We start from the raw sequence: 21,272 nt of genomic DNA, 5'->3' as shown, positions 1-21,272 counted from the left end.
GTACGAGCCGAGGATCGAAGGCTTGGCCTTCAGGGCGGCGAGGCGGTTGAGGCCGAGGCGGGCGGCCACCTGCGCCACGCTCTGGCCTGTCGCCAGGCGCGTGAGGGCCAGCATTCAGCCATGCAGTGTCGTCCGGCCAGTATCCTGCGCGTCAATTCGGGGCTGCGGGCTGGAAGGGGCTGGCCTGACACCGCAACGTCCCGATCCAGCCCCGGAGGGACAACCTCCAGGACAACGGCAATGCCCGAAGGCGCACGTTTTATCGACACCGCCGTGGTTGGCGCGGGCCAGTGCGAACTCGGTTTGCCGACAGCCACGGCCGCTGGAACCTCATCGCTGGTACCAGCGCCGTGGTGCAACGCGCTTGTCGGCACTTGGCGACGAGCTCGAATCACATGGGACATTTCCTTAGCGGGTTTCGTTCCTGGTCGTCGGCTGGGCGGGAGGTGAGCCGGGCAAGGATGGCGAGGGGACCGCTGCACGACCTGCATCCGGCGGAGAACGCGGCTTCTACCGAGATTCCTCATTCAGGTAAGGCCGGCTCGCGGTGATGGAACCGAGTCCTCGGCAAAGGCTTGAGAAGCCCCGTCGAGCGCGGGTCGCATGACCTCCCCCGCCCGACATGACGCGCCAGATGGCGACTCTTGCCGAAACGCCCCACTGGACCCGATCTGATGCCTTATGACGATTCCGTGTCGTGATGGCGCAGCAGCAAACTTGATGGCGGCGCGACGTTGCAGCGCCCAACGGCTGAACCGGGCAGACCGTGTCATTGAGCTCAGGGACTGGGGCAGATGAGCGGTGCGCGATGAACCCGATGGTGGTCGTCCACCGCGAGACGCTGCGGTTGCGCAGCTCTTCCCGCCCTGGGCTACCCTTGTCGCACGTCTCGCCCTCGTCAGCGGCGTGCTGCTGCCCTTCTGCCTCGTCGGGCTGCTGATGGCGCTGCAATACACCCCGTATGTCACCGGGCAGACTATCACGCCCGAACAGACCGTGCCCTTCAGCCACGAGCATCATGTTGGCGGTCTCGGGATCGAGTGCCGCTACTGCCATACCTCGGTGGAGAAATCCCGCTTCGCCGGGCTCCCGCCGACCCATACCTGCATGACCTGCCACTCCCAGCTCTGGACCAATGCCGCTGTGCTGGAGCCGGTGCGACGTAGCCTCGCGGAGGACAGGCCGATCCGCTGGCGGCGGGTGAACGCGCTGCCGGACTACGTCTACTTTGATCACAGCATCCATGTGGCGAAGGGCGTCGGCTGCACGAGCTGCCACGGCCCGGTCGACACCATGCCGCTGATGCGCCAGGCGGTCCCGCTGACCATGGGCTGGTGCCTCGATTGCCACCGAAACCCGGCACCGCATCTGCGGCCGGAGGGCGAGATCTTCGCCGGCCACTGGTCGCCGCCGGCGGACCAGGACAAGCGCGGCGCGGCACTCATCGACCACTACGGCATCAGCACCGAGCACCTGGCCGATTGTTCGGTGTGCCACCAATGACCGGCGACCTCCTCTCCCGCCGTCAGGCGGCGCTCGGCCTGCTCGCCGCGGCGCTGTCCGGAACATTGGTCGGCTGTTCGGAACCGGAGGAGGAGATCCTCCCCTATGTCAACCAGCCGGAGAACCTTGTCCCCGGCCTGCCGCTGCGTTTCGCCACCGCCCTGCCGCTGAACGGCTACGGCCGCGGCGTGCTCTGCACCGGCTTCGAGGGACGGCCGGTCAAGATCGAGGGCAATCCGGCGCATCCGGCCAGCCTCGGCGCCACCGACGTCTTCGCCGAGGCGAAGCTGATGCAGCTGTACGACCCTGATCGGTCGCGTAGCCCGCGCCAGGCGGGGCGTACGGCCACCTGGGAAGGCTGCCTCGCCGCGCTGCTGCCGCGGCTCGAGGCGCTGCGGGCGCACGAGGGCGAAGGGCTGCGGCTGCTGACCGGCCCGGTCACCTCGCCCACCCTGCTGCGGCAGATCGGCGCCGTGCGGCAGCGCTTTCCGCGCATGGTCTGGCACGCGCACATGCCCGTCGGTGAGGAGAATACGCGGCGTGGCGCCGTGCTCGCCTATCGCCAGCCGCTCGAGTTGCTGCCACGGCTTGACCGCGTCTCGGTGGTGCTGTGCCTTGATGCCGACCCGCTGGGGCCCGGCCCCGACCAGATCCGCAACGGGCGGGCCTTCGCCGCGCAGCGCCAGGCGCGCGTGACTGGGACCCGCTTCGGCCGGCTCTATGTGATGGAGCCGGCGATGACGCTGACCGGCGCCAATGCCGACCACCATCGCCTGATGCGGCCGGACGAGTTCCACGACACTCTCGCCTGGCTGGCGGCGGAGTTCGGCGCCCCGCTGCCGCGCCCGGCGCTGCCGGAGGCGCGGGAACGGTTCCTGCGCGCCGTCGCGGCCGACCTGCAGGCGCACCACGGCGAGGCCCTGGTGCTGGCCGGCGAGGCGCTCCCGCCGGAGCTGCATGCGCTGGTGCATTGGCTGAACGCGCAGCTTGCCGCGCCGGTCGAGGCGATCGCGCCGGTCTGGCCGCCGTCGCAGGACGGGCCCGCCCCACTTGGCGAGCTGGTCGCTGCGATGCGGCATGGCCAGGCCGAGACCTTGCTGATACTTGGCACCAACCCGGCGCATGACGCGCCGGCCGATCTCGGCTTTGCCGCGGCGCTGCGGCAGGTGCCCTTCGCCCTGCACCACGGGATGCATGTGGACGAGACGGCGGAGCTCTGTGCCTGGCACCTGCCGGCGCCGCATCCTCTGGAGGATTGGGGCGACCTGCGCGCCCGCGACGGCACCGCGGCGATTGTCCAGCCGCTGATCCGGCCGCTTTACGCCTCGCGATCTGCCGCCACGTTGCTCGGTGTAGTGCTCGGACAGCTCGACCTCGCCGCGCATGACGCGGTGCGCGAGACCTGGCGCGCGGACCACACACCAGCGGATTTCGAGTCCTGGTGGCGGCGCAGCCTGCACGACGGCGTGGTGGCGGACAGCGCCGCGCCGCGGGTCACGCCGCCCGCGCCACGCCTGCCGGAGCTGCCCGTTACGCCGGCCACCGCCGGCCTGACCCTGGTGCTGCGGCCCGATGCCTCGGCCTGGGACGGCAGCTTCGCCAACAATGCCTGGCTGCAGGAATGCCCGCGGCCGCTGACCAGGCAGGTCTGGGGCAATGCCGCCCGGCTGTCGCCCGAGGACGCGACGCGGCACGGCGTGCGGCAGGGCGACTTGGTGCGGCTGGAGGTCGGCGGCCTCAGGCTGGAAGCGACCGTGCTGCCCGACTCCGGCATCGCGCCCGGCGTCGTGGCGCTGACCCTCGGCTACGGCCGGGCACGGGCCGGGGCGGTCGGCAACGGGATCGGCGCCGACGCCTACCGGCTGCGGCGGTCGGATGCGCTCTGGGCGGTACCCGATCTGCGGCTCACGCCGACTGGCCGCCGGGCCCCGCCGGTGCTGGCGCAGGAACAGCAGGAGCTGGAGGGCGAGGCGCGCGACCTGCTGCCGCTGGTGCCGCTGGAGACGGCGCTGCACGACGGGTCCACTCAACAGTCGCACGTGCAGGCCCAGCCAAGCTTCTACCCGGACGTCAAGTACGAGGGCTACGCCTGGGCGATGACGATCGACACCACGCTCTGCATCGGCTGCAATGCCTGCGTGGTCGCCTGCCAGTCCGAGAACAACATCCCCGTCATCGGCCCAGAAGAGATGGAGCGCGGCCGCGACATGCATTGGCTGCGCATCGACACCTACGTGCAGGAAGCCGGCGGCGAGCAACGGCCCGGCTTCCAGCCGGTGCCCTGCATGCATTGCGAGAAGGCGCCCTGCGAGCCGGTCTGTCCCGTCGCCGCCTCGGTCCACGACCATGAGGGGCTGAACGTCCAGGTATACAATCGGTGCATCGGCACCCGCTTCTGCCAGGCCAACTGCCCCTACAAGGTGCGGCGCTTCAACTGGTATGGCTATGCCGACGGGCAGGAATACGCCAACCAGGGCTCGCCCGTGGTCGCCGCGCAGCACAATCCGGAAGTGACCGTGCGGGCCCGCGGCGTCATGGAGAAATGCACCTACTGCGTGCAGCGCATCAGCGCCGCCCGCCGCGGCGCGGAGAAGGAGAATCGCCGGATCGATGAGGGCGAGGTCGTCACCGCCTGCCAGTCCGCCTGCCCGACCCGTGCCATCCAGTTCGGCGACCTGAACCGCGCGGAGTCCCAGCCCTCGCGCCTGCGGCAGGAGCCGCACCACTACGCGCTGCTCGGCCATCTCGGCACCAGGCCGCGCACCACCTACCTCAAGCGCGTCCGCAATCCGAACCCGGTGCTGGAGGAGGGGGCATGAGCGCGGCGACGCAGGACGCCGGCCTGCCGCCCACCTCGAGCTATGCCGGGATGATCGGCATCGTCGCCGACTCCGTGCTGCGGCACCGGCCGGGCCGGCGCTACTGGATCGCCCTCGGCCTCGCCTTCCTGGCCACGCTCGGCTTCGTCGGCTTCGTCACTTGGCTCTTCGTCGAAGGCATCGGGATCTATGGCAACAACGCGACGGTGGTCTGGGGCTTTCCAATCGCAGATTACGTGTGGTGGATCGGCATCGGCAATGCGGGGACGCTGATCTCCGCCCTGCTGCTGATCACACGGCAGCCCTGGCGCGCCTCGATCAACCGCTTCGCCGAGGCGATGACGCTGTTCGCCGCCAGCATCGCCGGGCTGTTTCCCATCCTGCATCTCGGCAGGCCCTACCGCGCCTATTGGCTGGCGCCCTACCCGAACACCATGGAACTCTGGCCGCAATGGCGTAGCGCCCTGGTCTGGGACTTCGCCGCGATCGCGGTCTACATCCTCTTCTCGCTGCTGTTCTGGTATCTCGGGCTGATCCCAGACTTGGCGACGATGCGCGACCGTGCCCCCAGCCGGCGGGCGCGGCTGATCTACGGCGTGCTCGCCTTCGGCTGGCGCGGATCGGCCCGGCACTGGCAGCGGCACGACGCGGTGTATCGCGCCATGGCGGCGCTGGCTGTGCCATTGGTGGTCTCGGTCCACAGCGTCGTCGGCCTCGACTTCGCGGCCAGCCTGATGCCGGGCTGGCAGGAATCGATCTTCCCGCCTTATTTCGTGGTGGGCGCGCTGTTCTCCGGCTTCGCCATGGTCGTCACCCTGGCGGTGATCCTGCGCTGGGCCCTTGGATTGCAGGCGGTGATCACCGAACGGCATTTCGACGCCATGGGCAAGATCCTGCTCGCCGGCGCGATCGTCATGGGCATGTCCTACGCGACTGAATGGTTCCTGGCCTGGTATGGCGGTGAGCATGCGGAGCGCGGGGTGCTGCGCTTCCGAATTCACCGGTCCCTATGCGCCGCTCTACTGGACGATGCTCGCCTGCAACGTGATGGTGCCGCAGTTGCTGTGGTTCCGCCGGATGCGCACCAGCCTGCTTGCCGCCTTCGCCATCGCGGTGGCCATCAATATCGGCATGTGGCTGGAGCGGATCCTGATCATCTGGAACACGCTCTCGCACGGCTATTTGCCGGCCATGCGGCGGCTGTTCCACCCGACTTTCTGGGACTGGGCGACGCTCGCCACCTCCTTCGGCGTCTTCGTCTTCCTCTTCCTCTGCTTCGTCCGCCTGGTGCCGGCCGTGGCGATGCACGACGTGAACAAGCGCTTGCACGACGAACGGACGGGACGCACATGAGCTTGCTGCTCGCCGAATTCCGCGACCCGGAGACGTTGCTGGACGCCGCGCGCCGTGCCCGTGACGCCGGCTGGCAGGGGCTCGATGCGCATGTCCCCTTCGATATTGACGGGCTGACCGAGGCGCTCGGCTTGCCGCCGACGCGGCTTCGCCTGGTGATGCTCGTCGGCGGCGTGCTGGCCGGCGCCCTCGCCTACACGCTGCAATGGTACAGCGCCGTCCACGACTATCCGCTCAACTCCGGCGGGCGGCCGTTGCACAGCTGGCCGGCCTTCCTGATCCCGACCTTCGAAGCGGTGGTGCTCGGCGCCATCCTGTCCGGCGTGGTCGGCTTCCTCGTCTCCACGGGCCTGCCGCGGCTGAACCACCCGGCCTTCGCCGCGCACGGCTTCGAGCGTGCCAGCCAGGACCGCTTCTTCCTTGCCGTCGCCGACTCCACGGTGGACGCGGCGCGGCTGGCGGCGGCGCTCGACGGGCTCGGCCCTCTGTCGATCCGCGAGGTCGGATGACCCGTGCCGCGCTCCTCCTCCTGCCCCTGGCGCTCTCGGCCTGCCGGCTCGAGATGGCGCAGCAGCGGAAGCTCGATACCTATGTGCCCAGTGCCATCTGGCCGGACGGCAGCGCGGCGCGGCCGCTTCCGGTGGGCGTCGTCGCCCGCGGCGACCTGGCGCGCGACGCCGCGGCGGCCGAGCCGCCCGTGGCGACGCCGGCGCTGCTGGCGCGCGGCCGGGAACGCTTTGACATCTACTGCGCGCCCTGCCATGGCCCGGCCGGCGACGGCGATGGCATGATCCCGCGCCGTGGCTTCCCCCATCCGCCGAGCTATCACACCGCCCGGTTGCGCGCCGCCCCGGCGCCCTACATTTTCGACGTCATCACAAAGGGCTACGGCGTGATGTACGGCTACGCGGCCCGGGTGGACCCCGCCGACCGCTGGGCCATCATCGCCTATATCCGTGCGCTGCAGCTCTCGCGCCAGGTCGCGGTCGCGGCGGTGCCCGACGCGCGGGAGCGGCTGCCATGACCGCGCCGGCCTGGCTGCGCGACCATGCGGGGCGACTGGTCCTCGCCGGGGGCGGCACCGCCTTGCTGGCGCTGTGGGGCCTCGCCGCGCCGGACGTTGCGCTGGCGGGCTGGCTGACAGCCTTCGCCTTCTGGCTCGGGCTCGCCCTCGGTGCCTATGCCCTGCTGGCGGTACACGCGCTGACCGGCGGCCGGTGGCTGTCGCCGCTCTTCCCCGTGCTGGCGCCGGCGGTGGCGAGCCTGCCGGTCTTCGCGCTGCTGGCGCTGCCGCTGCTGCTCGGGGCCGCCTTCGTCTGGCCCTGGGCGGCGGATCCTGCCGCGGTGACGGCGACCGGAGTGGCGCAGTGGTACCTCAACCTGCCGGCCTTCGCCCTCCGCGGCGCGGCGCTGCTGGCCGGCTGGTCGGTTTTCGGCCTGCTGCTGGTCGGCAGCGGCGCGCGGCGGCCGGCCGTCGCCGCGCCGGCGATGGTCTTCCATGGGGTCGCGGTCCCGGTCTTCGGCCTCGACTGGCTGCTCTCGCTCGACCCGGATTTCCGCTCCTCCAGCTTCGGTATGGCGCTCGGCGTCACCCAGGTGCTGGCCGCGCTCGCCTGGGCTGCGCTGCTCGAACCGGAGCCGGCGGGCTTCCGCGGCAAGGCGGGTGATCTGGCGCGGCTGATGATCGCCGCGGCGCTGGGCGCCATCTATCTCGGCTTCGCCGAATACCTCGTCGCCTGGTACGGCAACCTGCCGCACAAGGCGGCATGGTACCTGCGGCGGGAGGCGCTGCCCTGGATCCTGCTTGAGGCCGGGGCGGTCGCGCTCACCGCCATCCTGCCGGTCGTCGCGCTGCTGCCTGCGGCCATGCGGCGCAGCCCGCGCGTGCTGGCCTGGATCGGCGCTTGGGTGTTGGCGGGGGTATGGCTTTACGTGGTCTGGCTAATCGGGCCGCAATTCGGGCCCTGGACCATCGGCTCGGCCGCGCTCGGCACGCTTGGGATGGGCGGGATCTGGCTCGGCCTCGCCGGCGGCCCCTTCGCCGCGCGGCTGACGCGGGAGGTGCCGCATGGCGCGTGAGACGGTGCTCGCCGCACGCCGAGAGCCGCCCGACCTCCGGCCCTGGCTGGTGCTCGGCGTCGGGCTCGGGACCCTGGCCCTGGTCGGCGCGGTGCTCGGCGCGGTCTGGCTGTTCGAGAGCCTCGCCGGCTTCAAACCCTCGGCGGTGACGCCGCCCGCCGCCTTCGCGCCGCCGCATCTGCAGAGCGACCCGGCAGGCGAGTTGCGCGACTACCAGGCGGCCCAGCGCGCCAGGCTGTCCGGCTATGCATGGGCCGACCGCGAGCGTGGGCTGGTACGGATTCCGATCGAGCGTGCCATGGCGATGATCGCTGCGCGCGGGGGCAATGCTTACGAACCGCCTGACCCGCCGCGCATCCCGGACCCGCGCCGATGACGCGCCGCGGGTTGCTCGGACTTTTGCCATCCTGCCGGCCGCCCCGCTGCGCGCGGCGGAACCGGCCCTGGCGCCGCTGCCCGGAGCGGCGCTGCCGGTCGGGCTCGCGGTACGGGACCAGGCCGGCCGTGCCATGACCTTGGGCGCGGCGTTGGGCGGCCTGCCGGCCGTCTTCGCCTTCGCGGACTATGACTGCGCCGCGCTCTGCGGCACGGCGCTCGGCCTCGCCGCCGCCACCCTGCCGGGCACCGGCCTGCGGCCGGGGTGGGATTACCGGCTGGTCGTGCTCGGGCTGGATGCCGCGGACGGGCCGAACAAGGCGCGGGCGATGCGGCGCGGCTGGCTCGGGGAAGGCAATGCCCTCGCCGGGTCCGCTGCCTTCCTCGTCGCCGAAGCCGCGGTGGTCGCCGCGGCCACGCGCGCCCTTGGCTACGTCGCCACCCGGCGCGGCGCGGGCTTTGACCACCCACTGGCATTGTTCGTGCTGCGGCGCGACGGCACTCTCTCGGCGGTGCTGCCCGCCCTCGGCGCCGAGCCGGAGGAGGTGCGGGCGGCACTGCAGGCCGCGGCGCGAAGTGCGGAACCCGGCATCTTCGGCCGTGTGCGGCTATTCTGCGCCGGTGCCGCCACGGAACGCGGCGCGGCGCTGGAGGGCGCGCTGGCCGCCGGCGGGGCGGCGACGCTCGGCCTGCTCGGCGGCGGCATCCTGCTGCTGCGGCGGCGGGAGCGCCGCGCATGAGCCCGCTTTCGCTCTGGCCGGCGACCGCCTCGGAGCAGGCTGCACGGATCGACCTCCTGTTCGCCGGCTTGCTGGTGATTTCGGGCGCTATCCTGCTGCTGGTCGGCGGGCTGCTCCTGGTGTTCTGCACCCGCTACCGTCGCGGCTCCGCCGCGCCGCGCGGCACTCTGCCGGATTTCCTCCGCCGCGATGTCGAGATCGGTTGGACGGCGGCGACCTTCTTCCTCGCACTCTTCCTGTTCTGGTGGGCCGGCGCGACCCAGCTCCGGGCCAGCGACCCGCCGCCCGGCGCGCTTGAGGTCCATGTCGTCGCCAAGCAGTGGATGTGGAAGACGCGCTACCCCAATGGCGCGCGAGAGATCAACGCGCTGCACGTCCCGCGCGGCGAGGCGATGCAGCTGGTGATGACCTCGCAGGACGTGATCCACAGCTTCTTCGTTCCGGCCTTTCGGCTGAAGCAGGATGTGTTGCCCGGGCGCTTCACCGAGATGTGGTTCCGCGCCACGAAGAGCGGCGAGTACCGGCTGTTCTGCGCCGAGTTCTGCGGCACCGACCATGCCCGGATGGGCGGCACCGTCACGGTGATGGAGCCGGAGGATTTCGCCCGCTGGGTCGCCGCCCAGCCGCAGGAGGAGGACCTGCCGGGCGAGGGCGCCGCGCTCTTCACCGCGCTCGGCTGCTCCGGTTGCCACGCCCCGGCCTCGGCGGTGCATGCGCCGGTGCTCGCCGGCGTCTACAACCGCATGGTGCACCTGGCGGATGGGCGCACGGTCAAGGCCGACGAGGCCTATCTCCGGGATTCCATCCTGCAGCCGAAGCGCGACGTGGTGGTCGGCTACGAGCCCATCATGCCCTCCTTCGACGGGCTGGTGGACGAGGCCGACCTGCAGCGCCTGGTTGCCTATCTGCAATCCCTGCGCGGCGAGGCGTCCCGATGAGCGACATCACGGCGGAACGCGCCATCCCCGAGGTGCCGCCGCGCGAGGCGAGCTACCTGACGGCCACGACCGGCCTTGCCTCCTGGCTGCTGACCACCGACCACAAGCGCATCGCATTGCTGTACATGGCGGCGATCACCGTCTTCTTCTTCGTCGGCGGCGCCGGCGCGGTTGCCATCCGGATCGAGCTGTTCACGCCCCAGGCCGACCTGCTCTCGGCCGATGCCTACAACCGCGCCTTCACCTTCCATGGCGTGATCATGGTTTGGTTCTTCCTGATCCCGTCGATCCCGAACATCCTCGGCAATTTCCTACTGCCGCTGATGATCGGAGCGAAGGATCTGGCCTTTCCGCGGCTCAACCTCATCAGCTGGTACATATTCATGACCGCCGGCGGGCTGGCGATCTACACGCTGTTGTCGGGCGGCGTCGATACCGGCTGGACCTTCTACACCCCGCTGACCACCGCCTTCTCCAACGGCAACGTGCTGGCCGCGGCGGCGGCGGTCTTCGTCTCGGGCTTCTCCACCATCGCCACGGCGGTGAACTTCATCGCCACGGTCCACCTGCAGCGCGCGCCGGGCATGACCTGGTTCCGCCTGCCGCTCTTCGTCTGGGCGATCTACGCCACCAGCATCGTCATGGTGCTGGCGACGCCCGTGCTGGCCATGGTGCTGGCGCTGATCTTCGCCGAGCGTGCCTTCGGCATCCCCATTTTCGACCCGCTGCGCGGCGGCGACCCCATCCTGTTCCAGCACCTGTTCTGGTTCTACAGCCACCCCGCCGTCTACATCATGGTCCTGCCGTCCTTCGGGGTGATCTCGGAGCTGATCACCTGCTACGCGCGGCGGCGGGTCTTCGGCTACAACTTCATGGTCTATGCGATCCTCTGGATCGCCCTGGTCGGCTTCCTGGTCTGGGGCCACCACATGTTCGTCTCCGGCCAGTCGCTCTTCGCCAACCTGGCCTTCTCGCTACTCTCCTTCGTCGTCGCGGTGCCATCCGCCATCAAGGTGTTCAACTGGACCGCCACGCTCTACCGCGGGCAGATCATCTTCGACGCGCCGATGATCTACGCGCTCGGCTTCATCGGCCTGTTCACCATCGGCGGGCTGACCGGGCTATTCCTTGCCTCCGTGCCGGTCGATGTCCATGTGACAGACACCTATTTCGTCGTCGCCCATTTCCACTACATCATGGTCGGCGGTGCGGTCTCCGCGCTCTATGGCGGGCTGGCCTTCTGGTGGCCGAAGATCACCGGGCGGCTCTATCCGGAGGGCTGGGCGCGCTTCGCCGCCATCATGATGTTCTTCGGCTTCGGCTTCACCTTCTTCCCCATGTTCATCATGGGCTATCTCGGTATGCCGCGGCGCTACCATGTCTATCCGGAGGAATTCCAGGTCTGGCACGTGCTGGCCTCGGCCGGGGCAGTGATCCTGGCCTTTGCCTACTTGCTGCCGATGGGCTTCTTCGCCTGGTCGCTGGTCTGGGGCCAGCGGGCACCGGCCGATCCCTGGGGCGCCACGGGGCTCGAATGGCAGACATCATCGCCACCGCCCGAGGATAATTTTCACAGCCCGCCGGTCGTGGAGCATGGTCCCTACAACTACCACCCGGAACATGCCGGCCCGCCGGCGATGGAACGCGAGCAGCACCAGCCGCAGGGCCGCCAGCCCCAGGGTCGCGGATCATGAGCGACATCGCCGCCCGCGATGCCGCGCTGCGGAAGCCCTGGCGCAGCCTGCGGCGGCAGCGCGAGGGCGCTACCTTCGGCATATGGGTCTTCCTCGGCAGCGAGGTGATGTTCTTCGGTGCCGCGCTGCTGGCCTATGCCGTCTATCGCAGCCTTTGGCCCGAGGCCTTCGCGGCGGCGGCGCGCGAGACCAACATCACCTACGGCACAGTCAACACCGCGCTGCTGCTGACCAGCAGCCTGACCATGGCGGTCGCGGCGGAAGGCGCCCGCGCCGGGCTGCGCCGGCTGACCCTCTACTGCCTTGCCGCGACAGCTGTTCTCGGCCTCGGCTTCCTCATCGTGAAGGGGTTCGAGTACCACGAGGACATCACCAAGCACCTGGTCCCCGGCGCCGGCTTCGGGCCGGACCAGCCGCAGGCGCAGATCTTCTTCGCCTTCTACTGGCTGCTGACCGGGGTGCATGCGGTGCACCTCTCGACCGGCATCGGCATCGCTACGACCTTCGGTGTCCAGGCCTGGCGCGGCACCCGGTCCCTCGCCAGCCCGGCCTTCGAGGCCCTCGGCCTCTACTGGCACTTCGTCGATCTGGTCTGGGTCTTCCTGTATCCGCTGCTCTATCTTGGGGGCCGGTCGTGACCGGGCTCGGCGAGGAGCTTCCCCGCAGCGCGGGCGCGATCTGGCGCGCCGCCCTGCCGGTCTGGGCCGGGCTGATGGCACTGCTCGCGGCGACGCTCGTCGCGGCCTATCTGCCGCTCGGGCGCTTCAACCTGGTGCTCTCGCTCGGCATCGCCGTGGCCAAGGCGGCGCTCGTCGTGGTGTTCTTCATGCAGTTGAAGCGACCCAACCCGCTGCTGCGGCTGGCCGCCTTCGCCGGGCTGATCTTCCTCGCCTTCATGTTCACCCTGACCTATGCCGACGTGCTGACCCGCGCGGCGCCGACCCAGCCCGGCATTGTGATGCCGCGCAGCATCCCGGACATGCCCGCCACCGGGCAGCGGGCCTTCTGATGGATGGCACCGGCACTCCGTCGCTCCGCCGGCCACCGGCGATCGCGCGGCTGCTGGGGGCACTCGCGGCGCAGGACATGGTCGCCGCGCATGGGCGGCCGCTGGTAGTCCAGGCGCTGCGGGCGGCGGTCGCGGATTTCCGCGCCGGCGCCGGCGCAGGCCCTACGGAAGCCGCCCTCCTCGGCGCCGCGGCGCAATGGCTGGCCCGGCACACGCGTGGCCCTCGGCCGGTGCTGAACCTGACCGGCACGGTGCTGCACACCAATCTGGGCCGCGCGCCGCTGCCGCCCGCAGCGCTGGCGGCAATGGCCGCGGCCGCCGGCGCCGCCGACCTGGAGATCGACCTTAGCACCGGCCGGCGCGGCGAGCGCGATTCCCATCTTGAGGCGCTGCTCTGCAGCCTCACCGGCGCCGAGGCCGCGCTCGCTGTGAACAACAACGCCGCCGCGGTGCTGCTGCTGCTGCGCGCTTTGGCGCCGCGGCGGGAGGTGGTGGTTTCGCGCGGCGAGCTGGTGGAGATCGGCGGCGCCTTCCGCATTCCCGACATCATGCGCGAGGCCGGCTGCAGGCTGCGCGAGGTCGGTACCACCAACCGCACGCATGCGCGCGACTATGCTGAGGCGATCGGCCCGCGTACCGCCTTGTTGATGAAGGTCCACCGCAGCAACTACCGCATCGAGGGCTTCGCCGCCGAGGTCGCGGAGGAGGAGCTCGCAGCCATCGCGCACCGCCACGCCCTGCCCATGGCCGTCGACCTCGGCAGCGGCAGCCTGCACGACTTGGCGCGCTGGGGCCTGCCGCGGGAGCCGACGGTGGGGGCGGCGATCGCCGCCGGCGCCGACCTCGTCACCTTCAGCGGCGACAAGCTGCTGGGCGGGCCGCAGGCCGGGCTGGTGGTCGGGCGCGCCGCGCTGGTGGACCGGCTGCGGCGCCACCCTCTCAAGCGTGCATTGCGGTTGGACAAGACCACCATTGCCGCACTGGTCGCGGTGCTGCGGCTGCAGGCCGACCCGGACCGCCTGCCGCAACGACTGCCCGCGCTGCGATTGCTGCTGCGGCCACAGACGGAGATCGCGGCGCTGGCGGAGCGGCTGCGCCCGGCCGTGGCGGCGGCGCTGCAGGACTTGGCCGAGGTCAGCGTGATCGCCTGCGACAGCCAGATCGGCAGCGGCGCCCGCCCCGCCGACCTGCTGCCGAGCGCGGCCCTGGCGCTGCGCCCGCGCCGGGGCCGGACGGCGGATGCCCTGGCCGCGGCGCTGCGGCGGTTGCCGGTCCCGGCGCTCGGCCGCGTCGCCCGGGGCAGCGTGGTCCTAGACCTCCGCTGCCTTGAGGATCCCGCCGCCTTCGAAGCGCAGCTTCCCCTGCTGCCCGGGCTGATCGCGGGATGACCAGCATCGCCATTGGCGTGATGGGCCATGTGGACCACGGCAAGACGGCGCTGGTCCGGGCGCTGACAGGCACCGACACCGACCGGCTGCCGGAGGAGAAGGCGCGTGGCATCTCCATCGCCCTCGGCTTCGCCCTGCTGCGGGCGGGCGAGGCGGACATCGACCTGATCGACATGCCGGGACACGAGCGCTTCCTGCGCACCATGGTCGCCGGCGCCGCGGGGATCGGCGCGGCGCTGGTCGTCGTCTCGGCGCTGGAGGGCCCGCGGGCGCAGACGCGGGAGCACCTGGAGATCGCCGGGCTGCTCGGCCTCAGGCGCGCGGTCGTCGCCGTATCCTTCTGCGATCGCGCCGCGCCCGATCAGGCCCGGATGGCAGGGGAGGCGACGGTCGCGCTGGCGATCCAGGCCGGGCTGCAGGCGCCGCCGGTGCTGCTGACCGCCGCCCCGGCCGGGCTCGGGGTGGCGCCGCTCGCCGCGGCGCTTGCCGAACTGGTGCGCGCCGTACCGGCGCCGGCCGATCTCGGCCTGGCGCAGCTTTCGGTGGACCGTGCCTTCGCCCTGCCCGGCATCGGCCCGGTGGTGACGGGCACGCTGCGGCGCGGACGCCTCACGGTCGGGGAGGAAGTGGAACTGCACCCGGGTGGCAGGCGCGCGCGCGTGCGCAGCCTGCAGGCGCATGGAAAGCCTGTTGCAGCGGCGCCGCCCGGACGGCGGGTCGCGGTGGCGCTGCGCGGGGTCGAAATAAGCGCGCTCTCCCGCGGCATGGTGCTGGCCAGCCCGGGCGCGGCCCTGCCGGGCGAATGGCTGGATGCGCGGCTCGCGGTGCTGGGTTCGGCGCCCGCGCCGGTGGCGGATGGCGCCACTCTTCGCCTGCTGACCGGCACGTCGGAGGTCGCGGCGCGGTTGCGGCTGCCGGCCGGCGATGCGCTCTCTCCCGGGCAGGCCGCGACGGTGCAGCTGCGCTGCGATCCGCCGGTTGTCGCCATGGCCGGCGATGGTTTCGTGCTGCGCCTTCCTCGCCGTCCCGCAGCATCGGCGGCGGAGTGATCCTCGACCCCTGCACCGTCCGTCGACGCCGCGCCGACCAGGTCGCGCTGCTGCGGCTGGAGGCCGCTGCCGCCGGCGACTGGGCGGCGGCCACGCTGGGCCTGTTGCGGGAACGCGGCGGTGAAGGTGCGCAACCTCGGGCGCTGGTGCCGCGACTTGGCCACGCGGCGGCGCGCCTGCGCGGCTGGGCGGTGGCGGGCGGGGCGCGGGAAGTGGCGGATGGCACGCTGCTACATCCTGCGGCCTGGACGACGATGCTGGACCACCTGCGCGCCACGCTCGCCGGCTTCCATGCGGCGCAGCCAATGGCGGCGGGGATGCGGCCGGACGCATTGCGCGGAAGCCTGCCGGCTGACGTGTCCGACGCGGTGGCCGCGGCGCTGCTCGCGGCCGGCGGTTTCGAGCGCGACCATGGCCTGCTGCGCCTGCCCGGCTTCGATCCGGCCCGGGCCATGGCGGCGGAAGGGCGCGATCTGGCGCTTGGCCTTGCCGCGCTGTTCCGCCAAGCCGGCCTGTCCCCGCCCGATGCGGCGGAGGTCGCAGCCGGCGACCGGCAGCGAGTCGAGGCACTGCGCTTCCTGCTGCAAAAGGGTGTGCTGGTGCGGACGGTGGATGCGGTGCAGCACCGCACCATCCTGTTCCACCGCGACGCGGTGGCGGAGGCGCAACGCCGCCTGGCCGAGACACTCGCCCGGCCAGAGGGCTTCACCGCCGGCGAGGCAGGCGCGCTGCTCGGCATCTCGCGCAAATTCAGCATTCCGCTGCTCGAGCATCTCGACGCGTTGCGCTTCACCCGACGCGCCGGCGACAGGCGCTTCCTCGAAGGTGATGCGACGGTGCGACGATCCGCGGCCGAGATGGCGCGTTAGGTCGCGCGGAGGCGTCCTGGGCCTGGTGGCCCGCCCGGTCTTCAAAACCGGTGGCGCGCCAACCGCGCGCGGCGGGTTCGATCTCCGTCCGCCTCCGCCACTCGAACGCCGGAGCAACCCGCAGCTGGCTACAGCGCGGCCAGGAGCGCCCGCAAGCCGTCGCGCGTCTTCTCGACCCGCTCCCAGTGTAGCCCGGTGACGGGAAACTCCGCGCCGACGGCGATGCTCACCAGCTGGTTCACCCGGTCCAGCTGGTCCTTCCCGTCTCCATCGGCCCGCACCCGTTGGATCAGGTCGTCGCGGATGCAGACGATGCCGCGCACCGCCTCGGACAGGTCCTCGTGCACCTCATGTGGTCGTTCGGCGAGGAGCCGGTCGAGCCGGCGCAGCGCGGCGCCCGCCGCTTGGCGCGTCTCCGGCGCGATCATCGGAGTCGCCGCCGTCCATCGCGCGGCTGGGCCAGGCGGAAGGTATCGCGCGGGCGATCGGCGCTGGCATTGCCGGTGCGAATGATCTCGTTGCGCATGACGATGTTGCCGAAGATGAGCGCGAGGGAGGCGGCAAGCGACAACTCCCGCCGCGCCCCCGGTGCGAGCACCGCAGCGGCGTATCCGGCAACCGGCAACGCCTCCGCCAGGCCAATCGCGCCGAGGCTTTCCGCCCATTCCAATGCCGGGCGCCGCACGCCCGCGGCGACGGTGCGCCCTTCCGCGATGGCCGAGGCGACAAGGCCGACGCCGGCCGACAGCAGCGCCACCTCGTCGAGCCGGTCCGCCATCGCGTCCTCGCCGCGCCGCCGGGCGCCGAGCGACAGCGCGGCGGCCCCGGCAGAGAAGGCCGCCGAGCCGAAGCGCGCGCCCATGACCCGTGGCTCCGCCGCCCAGAGCGGCGTGCTGGTCGCCGACAGCAGCGCGGCGGTATAGACGCTCATGCCTGCGCCGCCGATCGCGGCAGGCACCTGCGCGGCGCGTGCCAGGCGACGGGCGCCGAACAGCTCGGCCAGGCTGCCGACAGCGCTGGCCAGGCCGAAGCCGCTGAGGATCCAGGTGCCGAGCGACATTGGCGAGGTTGGCCGCAGGATGCGCAGCATGTTGGCAAAGCGGTGCGGCGTCTTCAGGTCCACCACCAGCAGTGCCGCGCCGACGGCGGAGACCATGCCGCCCAGCCAATGCGCCTGCCGCCGCAGCGCGCCATGCGGGTCACGCCCGCGCGCCAGCAGCGCCAGCATCTGCGCCGCGCCGGCCATGCCGCCGAGGCCGATATAGGTGCCGACCTTCCAGTTCCAGTGGCTGCGCCGCACTGGCGGCACGTTGTAATAGGTCTCGCCACGCCAGGGCCCGGCGGGGTTGGCCACCGGCGGCGGCGGCACCGCGTTCATCGCCGCTGACCTAGCAGCGCGAAGGCCGCAAGCGCGAGGCCAGCCACCGCGACGAGGCCGCTGCCGAGCGCCGGGGCGATGCGTTCCGCCGGCCGGCTCGGCGCCGCCGGGAGGTTGTAGACCTCCGGCCGGTCGACCAGCAGGAAGCTGGCGTTCAGATGCCGGATGCCGCCCGTGGCGCCCTCCGCCCCCGGCGTGCCGTAGAGCCGCGCGCCGGCTACGCCGCGGTCGCGCAGCTCCTGCACGCGCGCCTCGGCACGCGCCTGCAGGTCTTCGACCAGCCCGAACTGGATGCTGTCGGTGGGGCAGGACTTAGCGCAGGCTGGCTCCAGCCCGCCCTTCATGCGATCGTAGCAGAGCGTGCACTTATGCGCCTTGCCGTCGTTGTCATCCATGGCGACGACGCCGAAGGGGCAGGCGGGCACGCAGTAGCCGCAGCCGTTGCAGATGTCCTGCTGCACCACCACCGTGTCGAATTCGGTGCGGAAGATCGCCCCGGTCGGGCAGGCCTCGAGGCAGGGCGCCGGGCTGCAATGCTTGCAGACATCCGACATCATCAGCCAGCTGCCCTGGAAGGCCTGCTGGCTGTTGTCGCGCACCTCCTTCTCGATGAAGGCCACGTGCCGCCAGGTGGTGGAGGACAGCCGCCGTGTATTGTCGTAGCTCATGCCCGAAATCCGGACATCGTCAGCCGGCAGCGATCCCATTCCTTGCAGGCGACTTCGCAGGCCTTGCAGCCGATGCAGAGCGTGGTGTCGGTGAAGAAGCCGTAGGACCGGCCGGGCTCGATCCTGACCCCCGCGGTCAGCTCGGACTCGTCCGGGATCATGCGGTCGAGCTCGGAGGGCGTGTGGTCCTGTGCCCGGGCGTGGACCTCGGTCATTCCGCTGCCTCCGGCGGCCGTGGGATGCGGCCCTTGCGCAGGGCGCAGGTCAGCGCCTTGTTCTCATGCATGCTGGTATTGGGGTCGCCGACCACGGCGGTCAGCGCATTGGCGATGTCGCCGGTGGCGTAGCCAACCCAGCCGAAGTGCCAGGGCATGCCGATCTGGTGGATGCGCCGCCCGTCGATCTCGAAGGGCCGCAGCCGTTCGGTCACCAGGGCGCGGGTCTCCACCTCGCCGCGCGCCGTCGACAGCACCACCCAGTCGAGGTTGGCGATGCCGAGCGGCTCGGCCAGCTCGGGCGGGATCTCGGCGAAGCCCTCGGGCTGCAGTTCCGCCAGGTGCGGCACCAGCCTGGTCGGGATGCCGCCAGAATGGTGCTCGGTCAGGCGGTAGGTGGTCAGCACATGCGGAAAGCGCGGGTCGCTCACCTCATGCAGCGGGTTGTCCGGGCGGCCCCAGGTCTTGGCGCCGGGATTGGTCTGTGTCTCCGGATGCACCGGGTTGCGCACGGGACTTTCCACCGGTTCGTAATGCGTCGGCAGCGGCCCGTCCTTCAGGCCGGAGGAGACGAAGAGCGCCGCCTTGCCGTCGGCCATCATGATAAGGGGTCGGCGCCGCTGATCGCGTCCATGCCCTCGTTCGGGTGCGACCAATCGGGACGGTAGCCCGGCGGCTTGTGGGGCTCGAAGTCGAGTGCGTCGGGACTCTTCCAGTCTTTCTTCTCCGCGTCCCACCAGACCAGCTTCTTGCGCTCGGACCAGGGCTTTCCCTCGGGATCGGCGGAGGCGCGGTTGTAGAGGGTGCGACGGTTCGCCGGCCAGGCAAAGGCCCAGCCGAGATGCGTCCCCGGCCCCTGCGGCGGGTCTGGCAGGCGGGACCGCGCCTGGTTGTGGTCCTGCTTCGGCCATACGCCGCTGTAGAGCCAGCAGCCACAGGCGGTGCTGCCGTCGTCCTTCAGCTCGGTGAAGGCCGCCACCTGCTTGCGGTCGGACCAGGTATAGCCGTTGATCTCGCGCAGCACGTCCTCGGCCGAGGGCTCGCGCCGCGCGCCCTTCTCGCGGTAGTCGAGCGTCACCGCCTGGATCGGCGCGTCCTTCGGGTCGGTGCTGCCGGCGTAGAGCTGCTTCAACCGCTTGCCCAGGTGGTACACGAACCACAGTTCGGACCGGCTGTCGCCTGGTCCGTCCACCGCCTTGTCATGCCCATTGCACTAGGCGATGGGTGTTGGTGACGGTGCCTTCCTTCTCGGGGCCAAGCTCGGCCGGCATCAGGAAGACCTCGGTGGCGACCTTGCCGGGGAGAGCTCCCCGCGATCGATGAGGCGCCCCTTGTGCCAGAAGCTGGCGGTCTCGGTTTCCACCATGTCGCGGACCACCAGCCATTCCAGCTTCGCCAGGCCGCGCTGCACCGTGTCCGAATTGCTGCCGCCGATGATCGGATTCTGGCCCAGCATGAACATGCCGCGGATGGTGCCGTCCGCCATCGCCATGGTCATCGGCAACTGGGAATGATCGCCCATGATCTTCGGCAGCAGCGCTGGAAGCCGAACTCGTTCTCCGGCGTCGCGGCGTCGCCGTACCAGGCCTTCAGCAGGCTGACGATGTATTTCGGGAAGTTGTGCCACCAGCCCGTCGGCACTGTCTCGTGCTCGAGGTAGTCCTTCAGGCTGGTTTCGGGCTTCTGCGCGTTGGGGTGCGGGATGTAGCCGGGCATCAGGTTGTACAGCGTCGGGATGTCCGTGCTGCCCTGGATGCTGGTATGGCCGCGCAGCGCCAGGATGCCGCCGCCGGGCCGCCCGACATTGCCGAGCAGGCCCTGGATCAGCGCCGCGGCGCGGATCATCTGCACGCCGGTGCTGTGATGCGTCCAGCCGACCGCGTAGCAGAAGGCGCCGGTGCGCTCGCGCCCGCTGTTGCGCGCCAGCGCCTCGCAAACCTTCAGGAAGGTTTCCTGCGGGCAGCCCGTCGTTTTCGCCACCATCTCAGGCGTATAGGCGGCGTATTGCCGCCTGAGGATCTGGTAGACGCACATCGGGTGCCGCAGCGTGCGATCCTCCGGCGGCGGGTGCTCCGCCAGCTTGTGCGTCATCGAGGAGAAATTCTCGGCGGTGTTCAGGTAGTGCTCCGAGAGGGCGGAGGGCATGACCATGCCCTCGGGCTGCCAGGTGTCGAACTGGTAGCCGCGCTTCTCGTCGTTCCAGCCGGAGAACCTGCCGCCGCCGGTGCCGGCGTCCTCGAAGCCGGGGTCGATGATCTCGGCGATGTTGGTGTAGGCCAGCGCCCAGTCACGGAACCAGAGGTCGTTCTCGAGCAGGTGGCGGACGATCCCGCCGAGGAAGGCGATGTCGGTCCCGGCGCGGATAGGCGCATGGATGTCGGCCAGCGCCGAGGTGCGGGTGAAGCGCGGATCGACATGGATGACCGTCGCGCCCCGCTCCTTCGCCTGCAACGCGAAGCGGAAGGCGATCGGGTGGTTCTCCGCCATGTTGGACCCCATCACGACGATGCAGTCCGAATTGGCGAGATCCCACTGCGCCACGGTGGCGGCGCCGCGTCCGTAGGAGGCACCCAGACTGGGCACCGAGGAGGAGTGTCAGACCCTCGCCTGGTTCTCGACCCAGACGAGGCCCAACCCGGCGGAGAAGACCTTCTTGATGAGGTAATTCTCCTCGTTGTCGAGCGTCGCGCCGCCGAGCGAGCCGATCGCCATGGTGTGGTTGACGGTGGTGCCGTTCGGCAGCGTGTGGACGAAGGTCTCGTCGCGCGTCCGCTTCACCAGCTGGGCGATGCGCTCCATCGCCCAATCGAGCGGCTTCTCCTCCCACCGGTCGGAATAGGGCGCGCGCCACTTCACCGTGGACAGGCGCTGCGGGTTGTTCACCAGGCTGAAGGTGGCGGCGCCCTTCGGGCAGAGCGTGCCCTGGTTGATCGGGCTGCGCGGATCCCCTCGACATGGATCAGCCTGCCGTCCCGGGCATAGGCCAGCTGAGCGCAGCCGACGGCACAATAGGGGCAGATGGTGGTGCCGATCCTGTCGGCCTGCTCCAGCCGCGGCCGCAATCCTTCGCTCGTCGTGCTGCGCGCGGCGTCCGACCGGTGCGGCTGCCCGGCCAGCTGGCGCGGCAGCGACCAGTCGCGCAGGAAATCGTCGATGCGGCGGCCGAGCGGGCGGCGCATCGTGCGGCGGCTGGGC

At 70.9% G+C, this 21,272-nt stretch carries 18 protein-coding genes, 1 tRNA gene and 1 pseudogene; 15 read left to right on the top strand and 5 right to left on the bottom strand.

Annotated elements, in window-relative coordinates:
• Window positions 1-801: 801 nt before the first annotated feature.
• The 15 genes from ACQ86J_RS15660 (at window position 802) to ACQ86J_RS15590 (ending at window position 15,916) form a co-directional block, all read left to right on the top strand.
• Window positions 802-1,503 carry a cytochrome c3 family protein gene (locus ACQ86J_RS15660; protein WP_431271830.1) on the top strand — a complete coding sequence of 234 codons (702 nt, stop codon included), beginning with the start codon at window positions 802-804 and terminating at the stop codon, window positions 1,501-1,503.
• A complete protein-coding gene (locus ACQ86J_RS15655) occupies window positions 1,500-4,322 on the top strand; it encodes a 4Fe-4S dicluster domain-containing protein (protein WP_431271829.1) in 2,823 nt (940 codons plus the stop codon). Before ACQ86J_RS15660 ends, ACQ86J_RS15655 begins: the two co-directional genes overlap by 4 nt.
• Entirely contained in the window at window positions 4,319-6,184 is a 1,866-nt protein-coding gene (locus ACQ86J_RS15650; RefSeq protein WP_431271828.1) for a quinol:electron acceptor oxidoreductase subunit ActD, read from the top strand. Before ACQ86J_RS15655 ends, ACQ86J_RS15650 begins: the two co-directional genes overlap by 4 nt.
• Window positions 6,181-6,699 (top strand): c-type cytochrome, encoded by a 519-nt coding sequence (locus ACQ86J_RS15645; protein WP_431271827.1) that lies wholly within the window; start codon window positions 6,181-6,183, stop codon window positions 6,697-6,699. Before ACQ86J_RS15650 ends, ACQ86J_RS15645 begins: the two co-directional genes overlap by 4 nt.
• Window positions 6,696-7,754 (top strand): hypothetical protein, encoded by a 1,059-nt coding sequence (locus ACQ86J_RS15640; protein ID WP_431271826.1) that lies wholly within the window; start codon window positions 6,696-6,698, stop codon window positions 7,752-7,754. Before ACQ86J_RS15645 ends, ACQ86J_RS15640 begins: the two co-directional genes overlap by 4 nt.
• The gene (locus ACQ86J_RS15635) at window positions 7,744-8,130 is read left to right on the top strand and encodes a hypothetical protein (protein ID WP_431271825.1); all 387 of its coding nucleotides are present in this window, start codon (window positions 7,744-7,746) and stop codon (window positions 8,128-8,130) included. Before ACQ86J_RS15640 ends, ACQ86J_RS15635 begins: the two co-directional genes overlap by 11 nt.
• Window positions 8,081-8,869, top strand: a complete 789-nt coding sequence (locus tag ACQ86J_RS15630) for a hypothetical protein (protein ID WP_431271824.1) — start codon at window positions 8,081-8,083, stop codon at window positions 8,867-8,869. The genes ACQ86J_RS15635 and ACQ86J_RS15630 overlap by 50 nt, the downstream gene beginning before the upstream one ends.
• Complete coding sequence (coxB, locus tag ACQ86J_RS15625) at window positions 8,866-9,807, top strand: cytochrome c oxidase subunit II (protein ID WP_431271823.1); 942 nt, start codon at window positions 8,866-8,868, stop codon at window positions 9,805-9,807. The genes ACQ86J_RS15630 and coxB overlap by 4 nt, the downstream gene beginning before the upstream one ends.
• Entirely contained in the window at window positions 9,804-11,501 is a 1,698-nt protein-coding gene (locus tag ACQ86J_RS15620; RefSeq protein ID WP_431271822.1) for a cytochrome c oxidase subunit I, read from the top strand. Before coxB ends, ACQ86J_RS15620 begins: the two co-directional genes overlap by 4 nt.
• Window positions 11,498-12,139, top strand: coding sequence for a cytochrome c oxidase subunit 3 (locus tag ACQ86J_RS15615; protein WP_431271821.1), 642 nt, complete (start codon window positions 11,498-11,500; stop codon window positions 12,137-12,139). Before ACQ86J_RS15620 ends, ACQ86J_RS15615 begins: the two co-directional genes overlap by 4 nt.
• Window positions 12,136-12,510 (top strand): cytochrome C oxidase subunit IV family protein, encoded by a 375-nt coding sequence (locus tag ACQ86J_RS15610; protein WP_431271820.1) that lies wholly within the window; start codon window positions 12,136-12,138, stop codon window positions 12,508-12,510. Before ACQ86J_RS15615 ends, ACQ86J_RS15610 begins: the two co-directional genes overlap by 4 nt.
• Window positions 12,510-13,898: an L-seryl-tRNA(Sec) selenium transferase gene (gene selA / locus ACQ86J_RS15605; protein WP_431271819.1), complete on the top strand. Its 1,389-nt coding sequence runs from the start codon at window positions 12,510-12,512 to the stop codon at window positions 13,896-13,898. The genes ACQ86J_RS15610 and selA overlap by 1 nt, the downstream gene beginning before the upstream one ends.
• On the top strand, window positions 13,895-14,947 hold the full coding sequence (locus ACQ86J_RS15600) for a GTP-binding protein (RefSeq protein ID WP_431271818.1): 1,053 nt from the start codon (window positions 13,895-13,897) through the stop codon (window positions 14,945-14,947). The genes selA and ACQ86J_RS15600 overlap by 4 nt, the downstream gene beginning before the upstream one ends.
• Window positions 14,944-15,816 (top strand): SelB C-terminal domain-containing protein, encoded by an 873-nt coding sequence (locus tag ACQ86J_RS15595; RefSeq protein WP_431271817.1) that lies wholly within the window; start codon window positions 14,944-14,946, stop codon window positions 15,814-15,816. The genes ACQ86J_RS15600 and ACQ86J_RS15595 overlap by 4 nt, the downstream gene beginning before the upstream one ends.
• Window positions 15,817-15,823: 7 nt before the next feature.
• A tRNA-Sec gene (locus ACQ86J_RS15590) sits at window positions 15,824-15,916 on the top strand.
• A gap of 28 nt (window positions 15,917-15,944) precedes the next feature.
• On the opposite strand, the gene ACQ86J_RS15585 is transcribed toward ACQ86J_RS15590, so the two are convergent.
• From ACQ86J_RS15585 to fdh, 5 genes and pseudogenes are all read right to left on the bottom strand, one after another.
• Window positions 15,945-16,244: a hypothetical protein gene (locus ACQ86J_RS15585; RefSeq protein ID WP_431271816.1), complete on the bottom strand. Its 300-nt coding sequence runs from the start codon at window positions 16,242-16,244 to the stop codon at window positions 15,945-15,947.
• On the bottom strand, window positions 16,241-17,194 hold the full coding sequence (nrfD, locus tag ACQ86J_RS15580; RefSeq protein ID WP_431271815.1) for an NrfD/PsrC family molybdoenzyme membrane anchor subunit: 954 nt from the start codon (window positions 17,192-17,194) through the stop codon (window positions 16,241-16,243). Before nrfD ends, ACQ86J_RS15585 begins: the two co-directional genes overlap by 4 nt.
• Complete coding sequence (locus ACQ86J_RS15575; RefSeq protein WP_431271814.1) at window positions 17,191-17,862, bottom strand: 4Fe-4S dicluster domain-containing protein; 672 nt, start codon at window positions 17,860-17,862, stop codon at window positions 17,191-17,193. Before ACQ86J_RS15575 ends, nrfD begins: the two co-directional genes overlap by 4 nt.
• On the bottom strand, window positions 17,859-18,077 hold the full coding sequence (locus tag ACQ86J_RS15570) for a hypothetical protein (protein WP_431271813.1): 219 nt from the start codon (window positions 18,075-18,077) through the stop codon (window positions 17,859-17,861). The genes ACQ86J_RS15575 and ACQ86J_RS15570 overlap by 4 nt, the downstream gene beginning before the upstream one ends.
• Window positions 18,074-21,256 (bottom strand): annotated as a pseudogene (gene fdh, locus ACQ86J_RS15565) (formate dehydrogenase). Before fdh ends, ACQ86J_RS15570 begins: the two are co-directional and overlap by 4 nt.
• Window positions 21,257-21,272: the final 16 nt, after the last annotated feature.

The sequence above is a fragment of the Dankookia sp. P2 genome (assembly GCF_050632255.1).
Taxonomy (GTDB): Bacteria; Pseudomonadota; Alphaproteobacteria; order Acetobacterales; family Acetobacteraceae; genus Paracraurococcus.
The sequence above is the reverse complement of the archived record's forward strand: the minus strand, read 5'-3'. Positions and strand labels throughout refer to the sequence as shown.

What these genes read in the sequence shown, in the direction of transcription:
- ACQ86J_RS15620 (WP_431271822.1), top strand. Translation starts at nt 9,804, where the DNA reads ATGAGCGACATCACGGCGGAACGCGCCATCCCCGAGGTGCCGCCGCGC.
- ACQ86J_RS15585 (WP_431271816.1), bottom strand. Translation starts at nt 16,244, where the DNA reads ATGATCGCGCCGGAGACGCGCCAAGCGGCGGGCGCCGCGCTGCGCCGG.
- ACQ86J_RS15600 (WP_431271818.1), top strand. Translation starts at nt 13,895, where the DNA reads ATGACCAGCATCGCCATTGGCGTGATGGGCCATGTGGACCACGGCAAG.
- ACQ86J_RS15630 (WP_431271824.1), top strand. Translation starts at nt 8,081, where the DNA reads ATGCTTACGAACCGCCTGACCCGCCGCGCATCCCGGACCCGCGCCGAT.
- ACQ86J_RS15650 (WP_431271828.1), top strand. Translation starts at nt 4,319, where the DNA reads ATGAGCGCGGCGACGCAGGACGCCGGCCTGCCGCCCACCTCGAGCTAT.
- ACQ86J_RS15615 (WP_431271821.1), top strand. Translation starts at nt 11,498, where the DNA reads ATGAGCGACATCGCCGCCCGCGATGCCGCGCTGCGGAAGCCCTGGCGC.
- ACQ86J_RS15645 (WP_431271827.1), top strand. Translation starts at nt 6,181, where the DNA reads ATGACCCGTGCCGCGCTCCTCCTCCTGCCCCTGGCGCTCTCGGCCTGC.
- ACQ86J_RS15570 (WP_431271813.1), bottom strand. Translation starts at nt 18,077, where the DNA reads ATGACCGAGGTCCACGCCCGGGCACAGGACCACACGCCCTCCGAGCTC.
- coxB (WP_431271823.1), top strand. Translation starts at nt 8,866, where the DNA reads ATGAGCCCGCTTTCGCTCTGGCCGGCGACCGCCTCGGAGCAGGCTGCA.
- ACQ86J_RS15655 (WP_431271829.1), top strand. Translation starts at nt 1,500, where the DNA reads ATGACCGGCGACCTCCTCTCCCGCCGTCAGGCGGCGCTCGGCCTGCTC.
- selA (WP_431271819.1), top strand. Translation starts at nt 12,510, where the DNA reads ATGGATGGCACCGGCACTCCGTCGCTCCGCCGGCCACCGGCGATCGCG.
- ACQ86J_RS15575 (WP_431271814.1), bottom strand. Translation starts at nt 17,862, where the DNA reads ATGAGCTACGACAATACACGGCGGCTGTCCTCCACCACCTGGCGGCAC.
- ACQ86J_RS15635 (WP_431271825.1), top strand. Translation starts at nt 7,744, where the DNA reads ATGGCGCGTGAGACGGTGCTCGCCGCACGCCGAGAGCCGCCCGACCTC.
- nrfD (WP_431271815.1), bottom strand. Translation starts at nt 17,194, where the DNA reads ATGAACGCGGTGCCGCCGCCGCCGGTGGCCAACCCCGCCGGGCCCTGG.
- ACQ86J_RS15640 (WP_431271826.1), top strand. Translation starts at nt 6,696, where the DNA reads ATGACCGCGCCGGCCTGGCTGCGCGACCATGCGGGGCGACTGGTCCTC.